This window comes from Gemella morbillorum, from assembly GCF_900476045.1.
GTDB lineage: Bacteria > Bacillota > Bacilli > Staphylococcales > Gemellaceae > Gemella > Gemella morbillorum.
On sequence record NZ_LS483440.1, the window covers coordinates 118,008 to 135,283 of the forward strand.

Sequence of the window (17,276 nt, forward strand, 5' to 3'; positions counted from 1 at the left end):
TTTTTCGGATTTTTTGTTTTAATGGGATAAATAAAAAAGACAGAATATTTTTTCGTGTATAATATTATTAGGAGTTTTTGGGAGAGTGTTATGAAAGTAAGAAAGATGATAGCTGCTGATGCAAAAGATATGGCAAAACTTCATATAGCAACTTGGAGAGCAACGTATAATAACATTATGCCAGCAGAATTTTTAGCGAATCTCTCAGTTGAAAAAATGTCGAAAAATTTAGAAAAGATTATTACTAGTGAGGATATAATGGCTTACGTTGTAGAAGATACTGGAGGTCAATGTTTAAACTCTGGGTATAGTATTGTTGGAGATGTTATTGTAGGTAAAGCACGCGATGATGAGTTAGGATATAGTCACGAAATTTTTGCTTTAAATATTTTACCAACTCATCAAAAACAAGGGTTAGGGAAATTATTATTAAATAAAGCGCTCGAAAACCTAGCTTTTTGTGATAAAATATATTTGAAGGTTGTTCTAGAGAATTATAATGTTCGAAATTTTTATGAAAAACAAGGCTTTATCGATACTGGAAAAATAATAAAATCGAATTTCTCTAGTTTTATTTTGAAAGAATGTGTTTATGAATATAACTTTTTATAGGAGGCTGTATTATGCAGGAAGTTGCTAAAGGTTATTTGATAGAAGATGATAACGTAAGAATATTATTTACTAATAGAACAGTTGATGCTAAAAACTCTACTGATGTTAAAAGTCTTTGTGAAGAATATAATTTTAACTATGATAATTTAATGTACAATACTCAAGTGCATGGTGCAAATGTTAGAATTATAAAGGCTGTAGACGATAGAAAAAACAATGGAGAAAAAGCGGATGGGTTAGTTACTTCCCTAAAAAATGTACCTCTACTTATTTTCACCGCAGACTGTGTGCCTTTAGTTTTTTATGATAAAGAAAAAGAGGTTGTGGCGCTGGCACATGCTGGCTGGAGAGGAACTTATGATAATATAGCCAAGGAAATAATAGAAACTTTAGCAAAAGATTACAACTGTGAAAGAGAAAATATTAAAGTCATAATAGGTCCTTCGGTATCAGGAGATAGCTATGAAGTTTCGTATGAACTTGTAGAAAAGTTTGCAGTTCATAAGATAGATAATTATTATAAAAAATATGGAGATAAGTATTATTTAGATTTGTGGATTATAAACAAAGGATTATTGAAACGAGCAGGAATTCTAGATAAAAATATTACACTTGCAAATTTCTGCACAGTAAAAGATAACAATCAGTTTTTTTCGTATCGCTTGGACAATGCTACAACGAAGAGAATAGGGACATTTATAGAATTGAAGTAATATTATATATTAAGAAATGAGGAAATAGCGTGGATAAAGATATAAGATTAGTAGAACAAATAGCGACATTTAAGAGACTTCCGAAAGATGATAGTCGCTGGCGAGTAGCATTTTACTATATTGCAAAAGAATTTTGGGATTTAGAAGAAGTTTTTGTGATAATAGATAAGGCGTTATATGAGGAGCAGGGGTTGAAAATTCCGGTATTTAGAGAATATAAAGAAGCTCAAGGATTTCAGATTTTCTCAAATTATAACAAAGCGTATGAATTTGTTGAAAAGCAAGGGGAGTTATTTATAACAGAGAATAATAAGAAACTGATTGGGCGTATACGTAAAGGGGCTTTTCATGAGGTGTTTGTTCCGTTTTTTGCTGAACAAAAATTTAATTATCTTTTAAATGAAGAAGAGAGCTTATTTGCAGATACATTTGAAAGATTGCTGATGGTGATGGAAGCAGATGAGAAATATATAGTAGATGAAGAGCAAGAGCAATATTTAAAAGAAGGAGATATTCAGAAATTTTTTGCAGATATATGTGCTAAGTATATAGTATTAGTATAAATGTTTAATGAATAAAGCATAATAGAACACCGAAAGCTAGATATGAGGGAATAACCTTTCAAAACTTGGATAAGTTTTGGGGTATTCCTTGTTTAAATGACTTTCGGTGTTTAGTTTTAATTTTTTCTGCTATCTAGGGCATAGTTTATAGCGAATGCGATAGCGATAAACAATATAACGATATATAATGTGTAGTCAGTATAATTCATATTTCCTTTAATATTTACTAAATAACTTTGAATGCTAAATGGTAGAAATATTGAAATAACAAAGCTAACTGTTCTTTCGCGCCAAAATATTAGAAGTAGCAAAGCAAAAATAATTATTGTAAGGATAAAATACGCTATTCTTGGTATTTCAACAAAAAAGCTTTCTGGTTTTGGAAGAGGGTTATAATAGAAGAAAATTATTCCTAAAATAACTAGAACTAATACTATACCATTACGCTCACGTTCTGAACTTTTTATTATATCTTTAATTAAAAATAGATAACCAGCAACAAGCAACGAAATAAATAACCCTAAAATCATAAGAAGATTAGCGATATTAAGTTTTTGATTAAGATCAAAATTTATATTGAATGTGTATAAAAACATAAAAATTAGAAATAATACTGAGAATACAGTAAAATATTTATTGATTTTCATAATAACCTCGTTAAATAAGTAATTTATATTTATATGTACAAGTGTATATAGTTACAAGTCTTTGCATGGAGAATAAGATAAGTTCATTATATATTTTCAAGAAAATAAAATAAAAACAGATATATGTTAAACGACAACACTTTTTAAGTTGCTTATATGGATTTATTGCAACTAATTTTCTTTTTCTCTATAATAAATATTAGGTATATTATATCATTAAGCTATAATTTAAACAAGGAGAGGACAATGTTTAAAAATATTAAATACAAGAAAATTCATGTGCTGCTGACTATTATTCAAATTTTCTTGATAGTAGCGATTTCGGGATGGTATTATTTTTCAGAAAGAAAAATGGGGATGTTAAGACATATTCTTTTTAGAAATGTTTATAAGTTTCCTAAGTATTTTACAGATATTAATATAAAGATATTACTTGGAGTTATGGCAGTATTTATTTTAATCCAGTTAGTTTTAATTATACAGTCTAAAAAGTTTATTTTAACTTTCATAATAAACCTTGTTTTAATATTGATGTCAGGATATATAATATTAAATTATAATGTGGATAAAATATTTATTTATTATTATATTGTTAGTTTTTGCGGGTTATTCAATTTAGTTAGATTTTTTCAATTTTTAACACTCAAATTTAAATAATAAAAGTGGAGAGCAACTTGGAAGGTAAAGAGCTGTTCTTTGCTTTTGTCCCATGAAAAACATTAAGTTAATTTAAACTTTCCTTTAAACTTTGTTTAAACTGTTATTGATAATATGTAATTGTAAATTAAGAATTTAATACAAAAAATTAATCTTATCAATAATTTAAATGTTTAAATATATTAATTGCGGAGGGATACTAAATGGAAGATAAAAAAAATAATAATTTAGAGAATTATAATACATCAGGTAATAATATAGATAATGAAGAGTTTGTTAACAATGATAATAAACAAGAGTTTCAAGATGTAAACTATAATGATGCTGAATATACAGAAGCGGAGTATAGAGAACTTGATGAGAAAAATAGGTTTGAATTCGATGATAGTCAACAACCAAAAGATAGTAGAAACTACGGTAAATTGTTCTTAACTGTCTTTGCGGCATTCGCCCTTGGTGCAACTAGTGTTTTTGGAGCACAAGCGGTAATGGGGACAGGGAAAGCTTTAACTTCTTCAGTAACAGCAACAAAAGAAGATAAAGATAATCAACAAACGACAGTTAATGCTATTTCAAAAGCTAAGGACGCTGTTGTGTCTATCGTTAACTATCAGAGTGCCTCAAATAACAATTTAGACTCGATTTTAGGGAGGAATTCTTCTAAACGTTCAAAATATGGTTCTAGTAACAGTGATTCTAATAATTCTGGCGATTTAAAACCTGCATCAAGTGGGAGTGGGGTTATTTACAAAAAATCAGGGAATACAGCTTACATTGTAACTAATAATCACGTAGTAAATGGGGCTAAAAAATTATCGGTTATTTTAAGTGATGGAACTAATGTAACTGCAGAAGTAGTGGGTACAGACGTTTGGACTGACCTTGCTGTATTGAAAATCAAAGCTGATAACGTTAAAACAACTATGGATTTCGCAGATAGTGATAAAATAGCTGTAGGGGAAACTGCCTTTGCAATAGGATCGCCATTAGACGTAACTTTATCAAATACCGTAACTAAAGGTATAGTTTCAGCAGTGAATCGTCAAATACCTATGGATATTGATGGTGATGGGGTTAACGATTGGAATCAAACGGTTATCCAAACAGACGCGGCTATTAACCCGGGTAACAGTGGAGGGGCGCTGATTAATAATGAAGGTAAACTTATAGGTATTAATGAATCGAAAATTGCCAAAGCATCAAATAATGTTTCGGCAGAAGGAATAGGTTTTGGTATACCATCTAATGAAGTGAAATTAATAACAGAACAATTGGAGAAATCTGGTAAAGTTATGCGTCCAGCGTTAGGTGTGCAACTTGTTTCGGTTAATACACTAGATAGTGACACAGTGCAATCTCAATTAAACTTTAATGGAAAACAAGGTGTTGTTATTCGTTCGGTTGAAAGCAATACTCCAGCAGCGCAAGCAGGTTTAGAGAAGTATGATATTATTACTAAAATAAATGGCCAAGAAATAAAAGATGTTGCGTCAGTAAGAAAATACTTATTTGAGAAAACAAAAATAGGGGATACTATTAAAGTAACATATTATAGAAATGGGAAAGAACGCACAGCTAATGTAGTTGTTCAGGCGTTGAATACGAGATAGTAAATATTGATAAAGGGATATTCTTTTGCTCTTTTCTGTTTGGAAAATGTTTGAAATTAAAATTAAAATTTGATAAAAACACTTTAATAACAATGATTAAAATAAATTAAAGAATGTTCAGTAATAGTTATAATGTTAGAAATATAGTTTGATTGACTTGTGAAATTTGCAAAAATATACAAAACGTGGTATGATAAGTCTGTTAAATTTTAGAAATATAGGTGGATATATGAAAAAAGTAAGAAAAGCAATAATACCAGCTGCTGGGTATGGAACGAGATTTTTACCAGCAACTAAAGCATTACCAAAAGAAATGCTACCAATAATAGATACACCTACTATTCAATATATAGTAGAAGAAGCGGTAAAAGCTGGGATTGAAGATATAATAATTGTTACAGGAAAACAAAAAAGAGCAATTGAAGATCATTTCGATAGAAACGTAGAGTTAGAAGTAGAATTAGAAAACAAAGGGAAATTAGAACTGTTGGAAAAAGTGAAATACCCAACAACATTAGCTAATATCCACTATGTTCGTCAAAAAGAAATGGCAGGATTAGGTGATGCAATTCTAACTGCGCGTAGTTTTATAGGTGATGAGCCGTTTGCAGTTTTACTTGGGGATGATATTGTAATTAATGATGAAAAACCAGCGATAAAACAACTTATAGATGAAAGTGAACGTACTGGTTGCTCTGTTATTGGAGTTCAAACTGTTCCAGAAGATCAGACGCATCGCTATGGTGTTATAGCTCCTAAAGGGCAAGATGAGAAACTTTACGAAGTAGAAACTTTTGTAGAAAAGCCTGCTCCAGGTACAGCGCCATCGAATCTAGCTATTATGGGACGCTATGTTCTTAATCCAGGGATCTTCAAGCATTTAGCTAAAAAACAAGTTGGTGTCGGAGGAGAAGTTCAACTTACAGACGCTATTCAAATGTTAAATGAAGAAGAAAATGTTTATGCCTATGACTTTGAAGGTAAACGCTACGATGTAGGGGAAACTATTGGGTTTGTTAAAACTACTATTGACTTTGCGCTAAAAAGTGATTTAAAAGATGATTTAGTACCTTACTTAAAAGAAAAATTAGCAGAACTAGAATAATTAATATAAAACCAGCTTTTGTCACATTTGCAAAAGCTGGTTTTTTAATAGTACCTACGAAAATATCGCAGGTACTATTTTACTATTTATAATCATTTTTAGAATCTGGTTTTGAACCTTTATCTTTGTTAATATCCACAGGAAGAGAACCGTCAAGTTGCCAGTCGTTCCAACCTCCATCATAGAAGTATGTATTAGCACGGCCAGTAAGTTGAGTCATAAACCATGGGATAGCGTTACGCCAACCTGTTCCACAGTAAAGAGCTATTTTATCTGTTTCAGCAATTCCCTGTCCTTTCCATAGGTTGTAGATTTCTTGAGGGTTACGCAAAGTACCGTCTGGATCCATATAGTCAGACATATCTCCTTTATTGTCACCAGCGAAACCGAAGATAGCCCCTTTAGGTTCACCAGCTTTTTCGATATAGTCATATCCACTAGTTTTACCTAAGTGTTCATCCCAAGCACGAATACTGACAAGTTTAATTCCTTCATTTTTTACTTTCTCAGCCATTTCTTTAGCACGAGAAATATTGTATTCTGGATGAGCTGGGATGTTTACACCGAAGTTAGAAGCTGCTTTTGGTGTATTTGCTGTTGTTTCAGTTTTATAACCAGCTTCTTTCCAGTTTTTAAGGCTACCATTCATAATACGAACATCTTTTACTCCAGCCCATCTAAGTGCCCAGTTAACACGGAAAGCTGCTGAAGCATCATCTGAATAAAGAATTATTGTTTTATCACTAGTAATTCCTTGTTTAAGAAGATTGGTTTTTATTTCATCGGCAGAACGCAAGTTCCAAACTGGTCCATCTTCTATCCAATCTGTATTAAAGTGATATGCACCTTTAATATGTTCTTTATAGTTGATTGCTTTATCTCCTTCTCCCCATGAAACTTCAAAGATTGAATAGTTATCTTTATTTGTATATGTTTCAGGAGTTTTGCCGTCTTGAATACTTTTTACCCATTCAGGCGAAACAAGATTTTGATATTCAGGATAAGTTACTAAATTATCTTTATTAGCATCATTATCAGCGAATTTTTTATAGTCTTCAAATTTGTAGACATCATAACCAAGTGTTGCTAGTTTATCAGAAACTTTTGCTATATTTTCCTTGTTTGTATCATAAACAACAATTTTTTTGTTTTTATCTAACCCTTTATCGCTAACAAATTTTGCTTCTTTATCTTTGTTAACTTTTCCTATAAATGAAGCGCTATATTGGATAGAATTTTTAAGATGGCCACCATTTTTAATACCATCTGTTTTGAAACCGTTATATGCTTCATCGCTACGTGTATCAACGAATTGATACTCGCTGCTCCCTAAATTTTTTGTGAAATCATCTAAAGAAATAGTTTTAATTTCCTTTTTTTCACCTTGGCTTGTATTGGCATCTTTTGTAGAACACCCACTTAACACAAGACCGGAAGCAAGAAAAATCGCTCCTATTTTTTTAAAGTTTTTCATTATAATATATGCGACAACCTGCCGCTTTCCTCCTTTGTTTTGTCCAATTAATATTATAAATCGTTTTATTAAAAATGTAAATATTCAAGACAAGTATAACACAGGAATACTGTTGTTATGTTATAACATTGAATATAATGTATAAAACAGTTGCTATAGCTGATAAAGCGTTTAAGTGATAATATATTTCAATTAAAATACTATTTTTTAAATAACAAAATAATATTATTCGCGGAGTTAAAGCATTGAATTTATAATATTGGTGTTATTTTTTATCGCTTAGAAGAACAGAGTAGAGAAAAGAAAAATATATTTTTTTTAAAAAAACCTTTGCAAAAAAAGTGAAACTGTTATACAATAAATGTAGTAGAAGTTTTGAACTACTGCTTGTAAAGAATTTTTGAAGAAAGGAGGAAAAAAGAATGATAGAGTTTGATGTTGAAAAAATACACATTCCGTTAAAACAACACGTAGGTGGTCCATGTCAAGCAATAGTTAATGTGGGTGACCATGTTAAACGTGGGCAACTTGTTGCTGTACCAGCTGGATTAGGGGCTAATATTCACGCAAGTTTGTCAGGAGTTGTTGAAGAAATAACTGAAATGGATATAGTTGTGAAACTAGATAAAGAACAAACTGATGATTATGTGAGATTAGAAAAAACAGATGATTATCTGCAAAAAATTAAAGATGCTGGTATCGTAGGTGTTGGTGGAGCAGGATTCCCTACTGGAATCAAGTTTTCTACACAAATTCCTGGTGGATATCTTATAGCTAACGCAGCTGAGTGTGAACCAATTTTAGGACATAATGTTAAATTTATGGAAGAACAACCAGAAGTGCTTGTTCGTGGTATGAAATACATTATGGAACTAACAGGTGCTAAAGAAGGATATATTGCTATTAAAACAAAATATCGTAAAGCACTATTAGCATTAGGTAAAGCATGTAAAAATGAGCCTAATATCAGTATTAAGATTTTACCTAATATGTACCCAGCAGGGGACGAACGTGTTATCGTACGTGAAACATTAGGTGTGATTCTACAACCAGGTCAGTTGCCGTTAGAGGCTAATGCAATTATCTCAAACGTTGAAACTATTAAACATGTAGTAAATGCGATTGAAGATGATAAACCTCTTATAGACAAAGATTTAACAGTTGGTGGGCGTGTTCAAAATCCAAGTATTTTCTTAGATGTACCAATTGGATTACCAATTAGTGTGTTTATAGAAAGAGCTGGAGGCTACATTAATCCGCATGGGGAAATAGTTCGAGGTGGACCATTTACAGGACGTCCAGCCCAAGAAGATGAACCTATTAACAAAACAACTGGTGGGTTACTAGTTGCTATGCCATATCCACAAGAAAAAGAAAAAGTAGGGATACTTATTTGTGAGTGTGGAGCTCAGGAAGAGCGCCTTCGTCAAATTGCCGATGGTATGGGAGCAGAAGTAGTTTCTGTTCAAATGTGTAAACGTATGAAACCAGATAAAAATGGAAGATTACGTTGTGAATTACCAGGTATTTGCCCAGGGCAAGCGGAAAAAGTATTAAAAATGAAAAAAGATGGTGCGAAAGCAGTCATTGCTGGTACTTGTCAAGATTGAACTAACACCGTGACAGGTGTAGCTCCTAGGTTAGGAGTAAAAGTTTATCATAGTACCGACCATGTACTTCGTGCCACTGACCATCATTTATATAGAAGCTATAAGAGCTTAGAATTACACAATAATAATTAATTTAGTTGGAGGTTAGAAGTAATGTCAATTACAGCAGAAACAGCGAAAGAACATTTAAACGACAAGGCGGTATTTTGTTGCAGAGCTGAGGAAGGGATCGTAATTGGTCCAGATAACTTAGAAGATCCAGGACTATTTGATGATTTAGTAGATTCAGGTCTATTATCTTTCCCAGATGATGCATTAACAATCGGACAAGTATTAGGTGCAAAATTATTAAAAACAACAGATGCTCTAATACCAATTACACCAAGCATTATTGATGCAGTACAAGGTGGAGAAGAAAAAGCAGAAGAAGCAGTAGAAGAAGTTGTAGAAGCAGCGCCAGTTGCAACAGCTCCTGTGGCAGAAGTTGCACCAGTTGCAGCTCCAGTAGCACAAGCTTCAGCACCAGCAGGTGTATTCAAACTTCAAATCGGAAAAGGGGAAAATATCAATTTAGAAATTCCTCTATCAGCATTTGCTGGTGGGCAAGCAACATCAGCAGCACCAGCTGCAGCACCAGCAGTAGAAGCTAAAGCAGTAGAAGTTAAAGCTGATGCACCAGTAGCAGCAGCAAAAGAAGAAAAAGTAGAAGGTGAATCAAAGTTCATCCGTTCTCTACACACTAAACATTACAAAATTGATGAAGTAGTATTTGGAGAAAAAACTGAAATTAAAGGAACTACTTTAGTATTAAGAACTCCAGAAGATTTATGTAAAGAAGCTGCAGAGTCAGAAGTATTAGTAGAAGATGTTAAATTAGAAATCATCACTCCTGATAAATATGACACTTACAGTGAAACAATCATGGACGTTCAACCTATCTGTGTTAAAGAAGAAGGTGAAATTGGACATGGTATCACTCGTGAACTTAAAGGTGTAGTAATGGTTCTTACAGGGACTGATGCTAACGGAGTTCAAATTGGGGAATTCGGATCTTCTGAAGGTGAATTAGAACGTAACATTATGTGGGGACGTCCAGGTGCTCCAGATAAAGGTGAAATCTTCATTAAAGGTCAAGTAACAATTAAAGCAGGAGCTAACATGGAACGTCCAGGACCATTAGCAGCGCACAAAGCTTTCGACCACATTACTGAAGAAATCCGTAAAGCTCTTAAAGAAGTAGAAGATGAAAGCCTAGTAGTAGGAAACATCAATATTGAACAATATCGTCACCCAGGAAACAAAAAAGTATTAATCGTTAAAGAAATCATGGGACAAGGTGCAATGCACGATAACTTAATCTTACCAGTTGAACCAGTAGGAACACTTGGTGCTAAACCAAACGTTGACCTTGGTAACTTACCAGTTATGCTTGCTCCAACAGAAGTATTAGACGGTGGTATCCACGCATTAACATGTATCGGACCAGCTTCTAAAGAAACTTCTCGTCACTACTACCGTGAACCATTAGTACTTGAAGCTATGGCTGACGAAGAAATCGACTTAGTAGGGGTATTACTAGTTGGATCACCTCAAGCTAACTCAGAAAAATTCTATGTATCTAAACGTGTTGGTATGACTATCGAAGCTATGGATATCGATGGTGCTATCGTTACAACTGAAGGATTTGGTAACAACCACATCGACTTTGCTTCACACATCGAAGAAATCGGTAAACGTGGAGTATCAGTAGTTGGTATGACTTACTCTGCAGTACAAGGTGCTCTTGTTGTAGGTAACGAATACATGTCAGCTATGGTTGATAACAACAAATCTAAACAAGGTATCGAAAACGAAATTCTTTCAAACAATACATTATGTAAAGAAGATGCTATCCGTGCTTTAGCAATGCTTAAAACACAAATGGGTGGCGGAACAATCAAAAAAGCTGAAAGAAAATGGAATCCAAACGTTAAATTAAACAACGTAGAAATTATCGAAAAAACTACAGGCGAAAAATTAGAATTAGTTGATAACGAACAAGTGTTACCAAAATCTAAAAAACGTCAAGAAATTTACGAAAAAGAAGACTAAAATTTAAAAGTATAGGAAGTAAGTTATGATTGAAAAATTAAAATATGCATCTACAGAAAGAGTGTTCGAAGGGGTTATAGTCGATCATAACGACGCCAGCGTTACGATAGATATTAAAGGACGCCTAGGGCAATTTAAAATTCCTATGAGAATGCTAATCTCGGAATACCCAGTAAAAATCGGACAAGAAGTTGCCTTTTTACTAAGTTATCCAGAAGTATTAAATGAAGAACCTGACGAACATTATGTAAATGCAATACTTAATACTAAAAAGTTAGAACAAGAAGTACAAAATAGAAAACACAACGAAGAAAAATAGTAGGAAGGAGAAATTAGAATGTCATTAACGATATTTGAAGGTCTACAATCAGAGATTTTTGTACCTATTACACCGAAACCAGTTTGGGCTCCAGTAACTAAAGAATTAAAAGATATGAAAGTAGCATTAGCTACAGCTGCAGGGGTTCACTTAAAAACAGATAAAAGATTTAACTTAGCAGGGGATACTACATTCCGTGAAATCCCGGATACTGCTCACAGTTCAGATCTTATGGTATCTCACGGTGGATATGACAACGCTGACGCTAACAAAGATATCAACTGCATGTTCCCAATCGACAGATTACACGAACTTGCTAAAAAAGGTTTCATTAAAAGCGTAGCAGAATTCCACTACGGATTCATGGGTGGTGGTGGAGACCAAGAGGCTTTCACAAACTCTACAGGTCCAGAAATCGCTAAAAAACTAAAAGCAGAAAATGTTGATGCAGTTATTTTAACTGCTGGTTGAGGTACTTGCCATAGAACTGCCGTGATCGTGCAGAGAGCAATTGAGGAAGCAGGTATTCCAACAATCTTAATAGCAGCACTACCTCCAGTAGTGCGTCAAAACGGTACTCCAAGAGCCGTTGCTCCACTTGTACCAATGGGAGCAAACGCAGGAGAACCAGGAAACGTTGAGCAACAAACACAAATCTTAGAAGCAACATTAGAGCAACTAATTAAAATACCAAGTTCAGGTAAAATAGTTCCTCTTCCATTTGAGTACATCGCTCACGTGTAGGAGAATTCCGAAGAGGGATGGAAATCCCTCTTCTTTTTTAAAAGAATATCTGTACTAGTGTACAGAAGAGGTACTGTTACATTACAGATGAATAAATAAAAAGGGATGATAATTATGTCAAGTGAGAAATTACAAATAAAAGCATTCCATATAAAAGATGTTGCTTTAGGAAAAAAAGTAAAAATTGAGAATAATGAGTTAATTATTCCAACAGAAATAGAATATGATAAAGATATTTTTGAGAGTGTAGAGGTGAAAATAATACGCCCTCGTGAACATAATTTTTATGTTAATACTATAATGGACGTTGTACCAATTTCGACAAAGGTTATAGGACGTTTAGGAGAAGGGATTACACATACTCTGACAGGTGTTTATATGATTCTTACAGGAGCAAACACAGAAGGGAAACAAATGCATGAATTTGGTTCTTCAGAGGGTATCCTACAAGAACAGTTAGTTTTAAACAAGGCTGGTTCACCAGCTGCTGATGATTATTTAATCCATATTGATGTTATTATAAAACCAGAAGCTGAGTTTAATCGTGAACTAGCATTCTCAATTTTCGAGCTATCAGATGTTTATTTACAAAATATCAGAGAAGTTATGAAAGTTTTGAGTGGTCGTGATGCAGATGAAGTACATGAATTTTATAATAAACAAAATCCAGGAAAACCAAAAGTAGCTTTAGTGAAAGAGGTAGCTGGACAAGGCATGATGTATGATAATCAACTGTTCCCTATTGAACCTAGTGGAATAGATAAAGGTATTTCTATTATAGATATGAATAATATGCCCGTCTTATTAACACCAAACGAATATCGTGATGGTGCGATAAGAGCAATGGTATAGGAAGGGGTGTTATTATGGGTATAGGACCATCTACAAAAGAAACTAGTTTGCATCATTTTAGAGATCCATTATTAGATACTTTGGCAGAAGATCCGGATATCGATTTCCAAGGGGTTATAGTTGTGGGAACTCCCCAAGACAACAGACTAAAACATTTAGTTGGTTGGAGAACAGCTACTTGGTTAGAAGCGATGAGAACGGATGGAGCTATAATCTCAGCAGATGGTTGGGGTAATAGTGATGTTGACTACGCTAATACTATGTTTGAAATAGGAGAGCGCGGTATTACAATAGTTGGTTTGAAATTTATGGGTAAACATAAATTTGTCGTAGAAAATGAATATACAAAATTTGTTTTAGACTTTAATAAATCAGAAGAAGGCGTAGAAACAGAAATAGTTTGCCAAAACAATATTGATTATACTGATGCAAGAAAAGCCTTAGCATTGTTAAAATTAAAAATGAGACAAGATAACAAATAATTTAAGGAGTGAATAATTATGAAACTAAATAAAATGATTTCAGTTATTGATACACATACAGCAGGTGAAGCAGCAAGATTAGTAACTGCAGGTATTCCAAAAATTCCTGGTAAAGATATGGTTGAGAAAAAACAATACTTCATCGATCACTTAGATGATGTTCGTAAGTCTGTTATGTTTGAACCACGTGGACACCAAGATATGTTCGGAGCATTCCTATTACCTCCAACAAAAGAGGAAGCTGATTTTGGATTAGTATTCATGGATACTGGTGGCTACTTAAATATGTGTGGACACAATACTATCGCGGCAGTAACTGCAGCTGTAGAAACTGGTATGGTTGATGTAGAAGAAGGCGCTACTGAAAAAGAAGTAGTAGTAGAAACACCAGCTGGACTTATTTATGCAACAGCTAAGTTAAAAGATAACGGAGCTAAAGTAAAAGAAGTTTCATTCAAAAACGTTGAATCATTCTTATACAAACGCGATGTAGAATTAGATGTAGAAGGAATCGGACATATCAAATTTGATATTTCATTTGGAGGAAGCTTCTTCTGTATCATCTCTGCAGATCAATTAGGATTAGAAGTTAAACCAGAAAATGCTTCTAAACTAAAAGAAGCAGGACTAAAAATTCGTGAAGCAGTTAATGCTAACATCGAAATTCAACACCCAACTTTAGAACATATTAAAACTGTAGACTTAGTTGAAATTTATGACAAACCTTCTCATCCAGAAGCTACTTATAAAAACGTAGTAGTATTCGGAGATGGAAACATCGACCGTTCTCCATGTGGAACAGGTACATCTGCAAAATTAGCTACATTATATGCTAAAGGTGAACTTAAACCAGGTGAACCATTCGTATATGAAAGTATCTTAGGTACTTTATTTAAAGGTAGAATAGTTGAAGAGAGAAAATTAGCGGGATATGATGCAATCATCCCTGAAATCACAGGTTCTGGTTATATTTTAGGATTTAGTAACTATGTTTACGATCCAGACGATGAATTAACTTATGGATTCTTATTAGGATAGGAGTGTAGAAAATTATGGATTTATTGACAGTATTATTAATTATATTAGGGGCAGCAGGAGTATTCTTCTTAGTTTCATTCATTATGGATATTGTAAAACATAAAGATGATTTAGGAAAAGAAAATCCAGTTATCGGATTCTTTATCGGGTTAGTGACTGACTTCTTCGATACATTAGGGATTGGAAGCTTCGCACCAACAACATTATTCTTTAAAATTACTAAATTTTTAGATACTGATAAAAAGATTCCTGGTACATTGAATGTTGCCCACACAATTCCAGTATTAATGGAAGCGGCTTTATTCTTAACTGGGGTAAAAGTAGAAGGTGTTACACTATTCTCTATGATCGCAGCAGCAATCGTAGGTGCGTTAGTAGGAGCAAGAATAGTAAACAAACTTCCTGAGAAAAAAATCCAACTTGTTATGGGTGTGTGTTTAATCGTAACAGCATTCCTAATGATGTCAGGACAACTTGGATGGTTAAAAGCTCTTGGAGCTGGTAACGAAGCTGTAGGATTAACAGGTATTAAACTTATTATCGGTGTTGTAGGTAACTTCATTCTTGGAGCTCTTATGATGGCTGGTGTAGGATTATATGCACCTTGTATGGCTATGGTTTACATGTTAGGTCTAAGCCCACTTGTAGCGTTCCCAATCATGATGGGTTCTTGTGCTGGACTTATGGCTATAGGTTCACCTGAATTCATTAAAGCAGGAAACTATACAAGAATTGGTTCTATAGCTATTGCTATAGGGGGTGTTATTGGGGTAACAGTCGCTTATACATTAGTTAAGAGTATGCCATTAGAAATTTTAACATGGGTAATCATCGGAGTTGTTATTATAACAGGTATCTCTATGATTAGACAAGGTACTAAAAAAGCAGCTTAATAAATAAATTAAAACGAAGTTTGAGATAAAATCAAACTTCGTTTTCTTTTTTTGTAATTAATACCTAATAAAAAAGTCATCAGATTATCTCTGGTGACTTTTGTTTGCTAAATTATGCTTTTTCATTGAAGTAACTGCGGAATAACAGAATACAGCTACTGCAATCCAAATTATGATAAATGAAATTAATTTCTCAATACTTAATGGTTCGTTATAAATAAATATTCCTACAAAAAATTGCATTGTTGGTGGTAGATACTGTAGTATTCCAAGAAGGTAAAGAGGAATATCGACAGCACCTTTAGCGAACAGCATAAGAGGTATAGCGGTAATAGCCCCTGATAGAAGTAAGGCTATTATTGTAGCATTATTAGAAGTGTAAAATGTTATATTACTTGTGCTTGCTAAATAGAGCATATAAATAATAGCTATAGGCGAAACAATAGCTGTTTCTATTAATAGACCTGCTTTTGGACTAAGAATAATTTTCTTCTTACACAGACTGTATAATCCGAAAGTAAGGGCAAGTAGGATGGAAATCCAAGGAAGCGAACCAATAGAAATAAATAAATATAGTAATGAAATTCCAACACAGATACAGGCAATTGTCTGTATACGGGTTAATTTTTCTTTTAAAAAGACAACAGCGAGTATTATAGTGACAATTGGATTAAGATAGTAACCAAAACTAGCTTCTAGCACGTGGTTTGTATTTACAGCTATGATATAAGTTAACCAGTTTGCTGTAATTAAAAACGAAGCGAGAACAAGTAACGAGAAGCTTTTCTTATTTTGCCATATTTTTTTAATTTCTAAAGAAATGCTATTTTTATTTTTCGCTAAAAGGACCACTAAGATCATAAAAATAAATGAACATAGTACACGTATAGCCAAAACTTCGTAAGCGTCAATGCTTTTTAGAAGTTTGAAATATATTGGAAAAAGTCCCCATGAAAAGTAACATATAAGAATTGCTATTAAACTTTTTTTGGTGTTATTCATATGGCGCTCCTTTCACAAATTTCTTTTATATTTTATTAGTATATAGTAAATATAGTTAATAATCAAACAAAATTTAGGATTAACAGTTAATTCATTAAAATAAAAATACCTAGTAGATATATTAATGTTGGATTTCTATATCTACTAGGGTTAGTATGTATTAGACAAGTTGAGAATCGTCTTCTATTATTTCTTTTACCTTCTGCATTTGATTATCGAGCTTAGCGCTTATTTCAGCACAGAGTAATAGTCGACGTTCAATTTCTTTTTCTTTTTCCTCGCTTAGGTTCTTTTTGTAACGGAGCTTATGCTCTAAGCTAGCCCAAAAATCCATAGCTATTGTTCGAAATTGGATTTCTACAGCTACATGCTCTACTTTATCTGATAAAAATATAGGAACTTTCACAATAAGGTGATAGCTACGATAACCATTGTCTTTGTAGTTCTTAATATAATCTTTTTCCGCTATTATCGTTAAATCATCCTGTTGTTTTAAGGCTTCTACAAGTTTATAAACATCATCCTTAAATGAACAAATAACACGTACTCCTGCTACATCATAAATATTATTTTTTATAGTTTCTATATCAAACGGTAAATCGAGACGCTTTAATTTATTCATAAGGCTAAGCGGTGTTTTAAGACGAGTTGAAACTGATTCGATGGGGTTACTTTCCCCGTGAAGAGAAAATTCCTTATCAAAAACATTTAGCTTAGTTTCTATTTCTAACATTGCGCATTCATAATGCATAAATAGCTCGACATAAGGCTCCAGTTCATTTATTAATAAAGGCTGGTTAGCCTCCATTGAAAAAAGTTGATCAGTTAATGTTTCTATTTGTGTTTTTTTCATATATTTTCTCG

The 17,276-nt window shown here is 33.2% G+C and carries 19 protein-coding genes; 15 read left to right on the top strand and 4 right to left on the bottom strand.

Going from position 1 to position 17,276, the window contains the following annotated elements; translation table 11 throughout:
* Window positions 1-90: 90 nt before the first annotated feature.
* The 3 genes from DQN46_RS00500 to DQN46_RS00510 are packed head-to-tail and all read left to right on the top strand — an operon-like array spanning window position 91 to window position 1,888.
* On the top strand, window positions 91-612 hold the full coding sequence (locus tag DQN46_RS00500; RefSeq protein ID WP_111742632.1) for a GNAT family N-acetyltransferase: 522 nt from the start codon (window positions 91-93) through the stop codon (window positions 610-612).
* A gap of 11 nt (window positions 613-623) precedes the next feature.
* Window positions 624-1,325, top strand: coding sequence for a peptidoglycan editing factor PgeF (pgeF, locus tag DQN46_RS00505; RefSeq protein WP_111742633.1), 702 nt, complete (start codon window positions 624-626; stop codon window positions 1,323-1,325).
* A gap of 29 nt (window positions 1,326-1,354) precedes the next feature.
* Window positions 1,355-1,888 (top strand): hypothetical protein, encoded by a 534-nt coding sequence (locus DQN46_RS00510; RefSeq protein WP_111742634.1) that lies wholly within the window; start codon window positions 1,355-1,357, stop codon window positions 1,886-1,888.
* A gap of 116 nt (window positions 1,889-2,004) precedes the next feature.
* Here the strand turns inward: DQN46_RS00510 and DQN46_RS00515 are convergent, their stop codons facing one another.
* A complete protein-coding gene (locus tag DQN46_RS00515; RefSeq protein ID WP_111742635.1) occupies window positions 2,005-2,535 on the bottom strand; it encodes a hypothetical protein in 531 nt (176 codons plus the stop codon).
* Window positions 2,536-2,781: 246 nt separating this feature from the next.
* Here DQN46_RS00515 and DQN46_RS00520 point away from each other — a divergent pair, with 246 nt between their 5' ends.
* From DQN46_RS00520 to galU, 3 genes are all read left to right on the top strand, one after another.
* Complete coding sequence (locus DQN46_RS00520; RefSeq protein WP_111742636.1) at window positions 2,782-3,192, top strand: hypothetical protein; 411 nt, start codon at window positions 2,782-2,784, stop codon at window positions 3,190-3,192.
* Window positions 3,193-3,395: 203 nt separating this feature from the next.
* Window positions 3,396-4,802: a S1C family serine protease gene (locus DQN46_RS00525; RefSeq protein ID WP_111742637.1), complete on the top strand. Its 1,407-nt coding sequence runs from the start codon at window positions 3,396-3,398 to the stop codon at window positions 4,800-4,802.
* Window positions 4,803-5,031: 229 nt separating this feature from the next.
* Complete coding sequence (galU, locus tag DQN46_RS00530; protein ID WP_004634001.1) at window positions 5,032-5,907, top strand: UTP--glucose-1-phosphate uridylyltransferase GalU; 876 nt, start codon at window positions 5,032-5,034, stop codon at window positions 5,905-5,907.
* A gap of 82 nt (window positions 5,908-5,989) precedes the next feature.
* On the opposite strand, the gene DQN46_RS00535 is transcribed toward galU, so the two are convergent.
* The gene (locus DQN46_RS00535) at window positions 5,990-7,381 is read right to left on the bottom strand and encodes a rhodanese-like domain-containing protein (protein WP_111742638.1); all 1,392 of its coding nucleotides are present in this window, start codon (window positions 7,379-7,381) and stop codon (window positions 5,990-5,992) included.
* Window positions 7,382-7,803: 422 nt separating this feature from the next.
* Between DQN46_RS00535 and prdC the strand changes: the two genes are divergently transcribed.
* From prdC to DQN46_RS00575, 9 genes are all read left to right on the top strand, one after another.
* Window positions 7,804-8,991 carry a proline reductase-associated electron transfer protein PrdC gene (prdC, locus tag DQN46_RS00540; RefSeq protein ID WP_111742639.1) on the top strand — a complete coding sequence of 396 codons (1,188 nt, stop codon included), beginning with the start codon at window positions 7,804-7,806 and terminating at the stop codon, window positions 8,989-8,991.
* A gap of 153 nt (window positions 8,992-9,144) precedes the next feature.
* A complete protein-coding gene (gene prdA, locus DQN46_RS00545; RefSeq protein ID WP_111742640.1) occupies window positions 9,145-11,082 on the top strand; it encodes a D-proline reductase (dithiol) proprotein PrdA in 1,938 nt (645 codons plus the stop codon).
* A 25-nt stretch (window positions 11,083-11,107) separates the two neighbouring features.
* Window positions 11,108-11,401: a CBO2463/CBO2479 domain-containing protein gene (locus DQN46_RS00550; RefSeq protein ID WP_004634012.1), complete on the top strand. Its 294-nt coding sequence runs from the start codon at window positions 11,108-11,110 to the stop codon at window positions 11,399-11,401.
* Between the two features lie 18 nt (window positions 11,402-11,419).
* Window positions 11,420-11,872, top strand: coding sequence for a glycine/sarcosine/betaine reductase selenoprotein B family protein (locus DQN46_RS08925; RefSeq protein WP_197712513.1), 453 nt, complete (start codon window positions 11,420-11,422; stop codon window positions 11,870-11,872).
* 27 nt (window positions 11,873-11,899) lie between these two features.
* Entirely contained in the window at window positions 11,900-12,145 is a 246-nt protein-coding gene (locus tag DQN46_RS08930; RefSeq protein WP_197712514.1) for a hypothetical protein, read from the top strand.
* 114 nt (window positions 12,146-12,259) lie between these two features.
* Entirely contained in the window at window positions 12,260-12,997 is a 738-nt protein-coding gene (prdD, locus tag DQN46_RS00560) for a proline reductase cluster protein PrdD (RefSeq protein WP_040461913.1), read from the top strand.
* 14 nt (window positions 12,998-13,011) lie between these two features.
* Window positions 13,012-13,479 carry a glycine/sarcosine/betaine reductase component B subunit gene (locus DQN46_RS00565; protein ID WP_004634020.1) on the top strand — a complete coding sequence of 156 codons (468 nt, stop codon included), beginning with the start codon at window positions 13,012-13,014 and terminating at the stop codon, window positions 13,477-13,479.
* An 18-nt stretch (window positions 13,480-13,497) separates the two neighbouring features.
* Window positions 13,498-14,517, top strand: coding sequence for a proline racemase family protein (locus DQN46_RS00570; RefSeq protein WP_004634022.1), 1,020 nt, complete (start codon window positions 13,498-13,500; stop codon window positions 14,515-14,517).
* A 14-nt stretch (window positions 14,518-14,531) separates the two neighbouring features.
* Window positions 14,532-15,410: a TSUP family transporter gene (locus DQN46_RS00575; RefSeq protein ID WP_111742642.1), complete on the top strand. Its 879-nt coding sequence runs from the start codon at window positions 14,532-14,534 to the stop codon at window positions 15,408-15,410.
* 84 nt (window positions 15,411-15,494) lie between these two features.
* Here the strand turns inward: DQN46_RS00575 and rarD are convergent, their stop codons facing one another.
* Both rarD and DQN46_RS00585 read right to left on the bottom strand, forming a co-directional pair.
* Window positions 15,495-16,412, bottom strand: coding sequence for an EamA family transporter RarD (rarD, locus tag DQN46_RS00580; protein WP_111742643.1), 918 nt, complete (start codon window positions 16,410-16,412; stop codon window positions 15,495-15,497).
* 160 nt (window positions 16,413-16,572) lie between these two features.
* Window positions 16,573-17,265, bottom strand: a complete 693-nt coding sequence (locus tag DQN46_RS00585) for a GTP pyrophosphokinase (protein ID WP_004634028.1) — start codon at window positions 17,263-17,265, stop codon at window positions 16,573-16,575.
* Window positions 17,266-17,276: the final 11 nt, after the last annotated feature.

What these genes read in the sequence shown, in the direction of transcription:
- DQN46_RS00535 (WP_111742638.1), bottom strand. Translation starts at nt 7,381, where the DNA reads ATGAAAAACTTTAAAAAAATAGGAGCGATTTTTCTTGCTTCCGGTCTT.
- DQN46_RS00525 (WP_111742637.1), top strand. Translation starts at nt 3,396, where the DNA reads ATGGAAGATAAAAAAAATAATAATTTAGAGAATTATAATACATCAGGT.
- DQN46_RS00550 (WP_004634012.1), top strand. Translation starts at nt 11,108, where the DNA reads ATGATTGAAAAATTAAAATATGCATCTACAGAAAGAGTGTTCGAAGGG.
- DQN46_RS00515 (WP_111742635.1), bottom strand. Translation starts at nt 2,535, where the DNA reads ATGAAAATCAATAAATATTTTACTGTATTCTCAGTATTATTTCTAATT.
- DQN46_RS00575 (WP_111742642.1), top strand. Translation starts at nt 14,532, where the DNA reads ATGGATTTATTGACAGTATTATTAATTATATTAGGGGCAGCAGGAGTA.
- DQN46_RS00500 (WP_111742632.1), top strand. Translation starts at nt 91, where the DNA reads ATGAAAGTAAGAAAGATGATAGCTGCTGATGCAAAAGATATGGCAAAA.
- prdC (WP_111742639.1), top strand. Translation starts at nt 7,804, where the DNA reads ATGATAGAGTTTGATGTTGAAAAAATACACATTCCGTTAAAACAACAC.
- prdA (WP_111742640.1), top strand. Translation starts at nt 9,145, where the DNA reads ATGTCAATTACAGCAGAAACAGCGAAAGAACATTTAAACGACAAGGCG.
- pgeF (WP_111742633.1), top strand. Translation starts at nt 624, where the DNA reads ATGCAGGAAGTTGCTAAAGGTTATTTGATAGAAGATGATAACGTAAGA.
- rarD (WP_111742643.1), bottom strand. Translation starts at nt 16,412, where the DNA reads ATGAATAACACCAAAAAAAGTTTAATAGCAATTCTTATATGTTACTTT.
- DQN46_RS00585 (WP_004634028.1), bottom strand. Translation starts at nt 17,265, where the DNA reads ATGAAAAAAACACAAATAGAAACATTAACTGATCAACTTTTTTCAATG.
- DQN46_RS00520 (WP_111742636.1), top strand. Translation starts at nt 2,782, where the DNA reads ATGTTTAAAAATATTAAATACAAGAAAATTCATGTGCTGCTGACTATT.
- DQN46_RS08925 (WP_197712513.1), top strand. Translation starts at nt 11,420, where the DNA reads ATGTCATTAACGATATTTGAAGGTCTACAATCAGAGATTTTTGTACCT.
- DQN46_RS00570 (WP_004634022.1), top strand. Translation starts at nt 13,498, where the DNA reads ATGAAACTAAATAAAATGATTTCAGTTATTGATACACATACAGCAGGT.
- galU (WP_004634001.1), top strand. Translation starts at nt 5,032, where the DNA reads ATGAAAAAAGTAAGAAAAGCAATAATACCAGCTGCTGGGTATGGAACG.
- DQN46_RS00565 (WP_004634020.1), top strand. Translation starts at nt 13,012, where the DNA reads ATGGGTATAGGACCATCTACAAAAGAAACTAGTTTGCATCATTTTAGA.
- prdD (WP_040461913.1), top strand. Translation starts at nt 12,260, where the DNA reads ATGTCAAGTGAGAAATTACAAATAAAAGCATTCCATATAAAAGATGTT.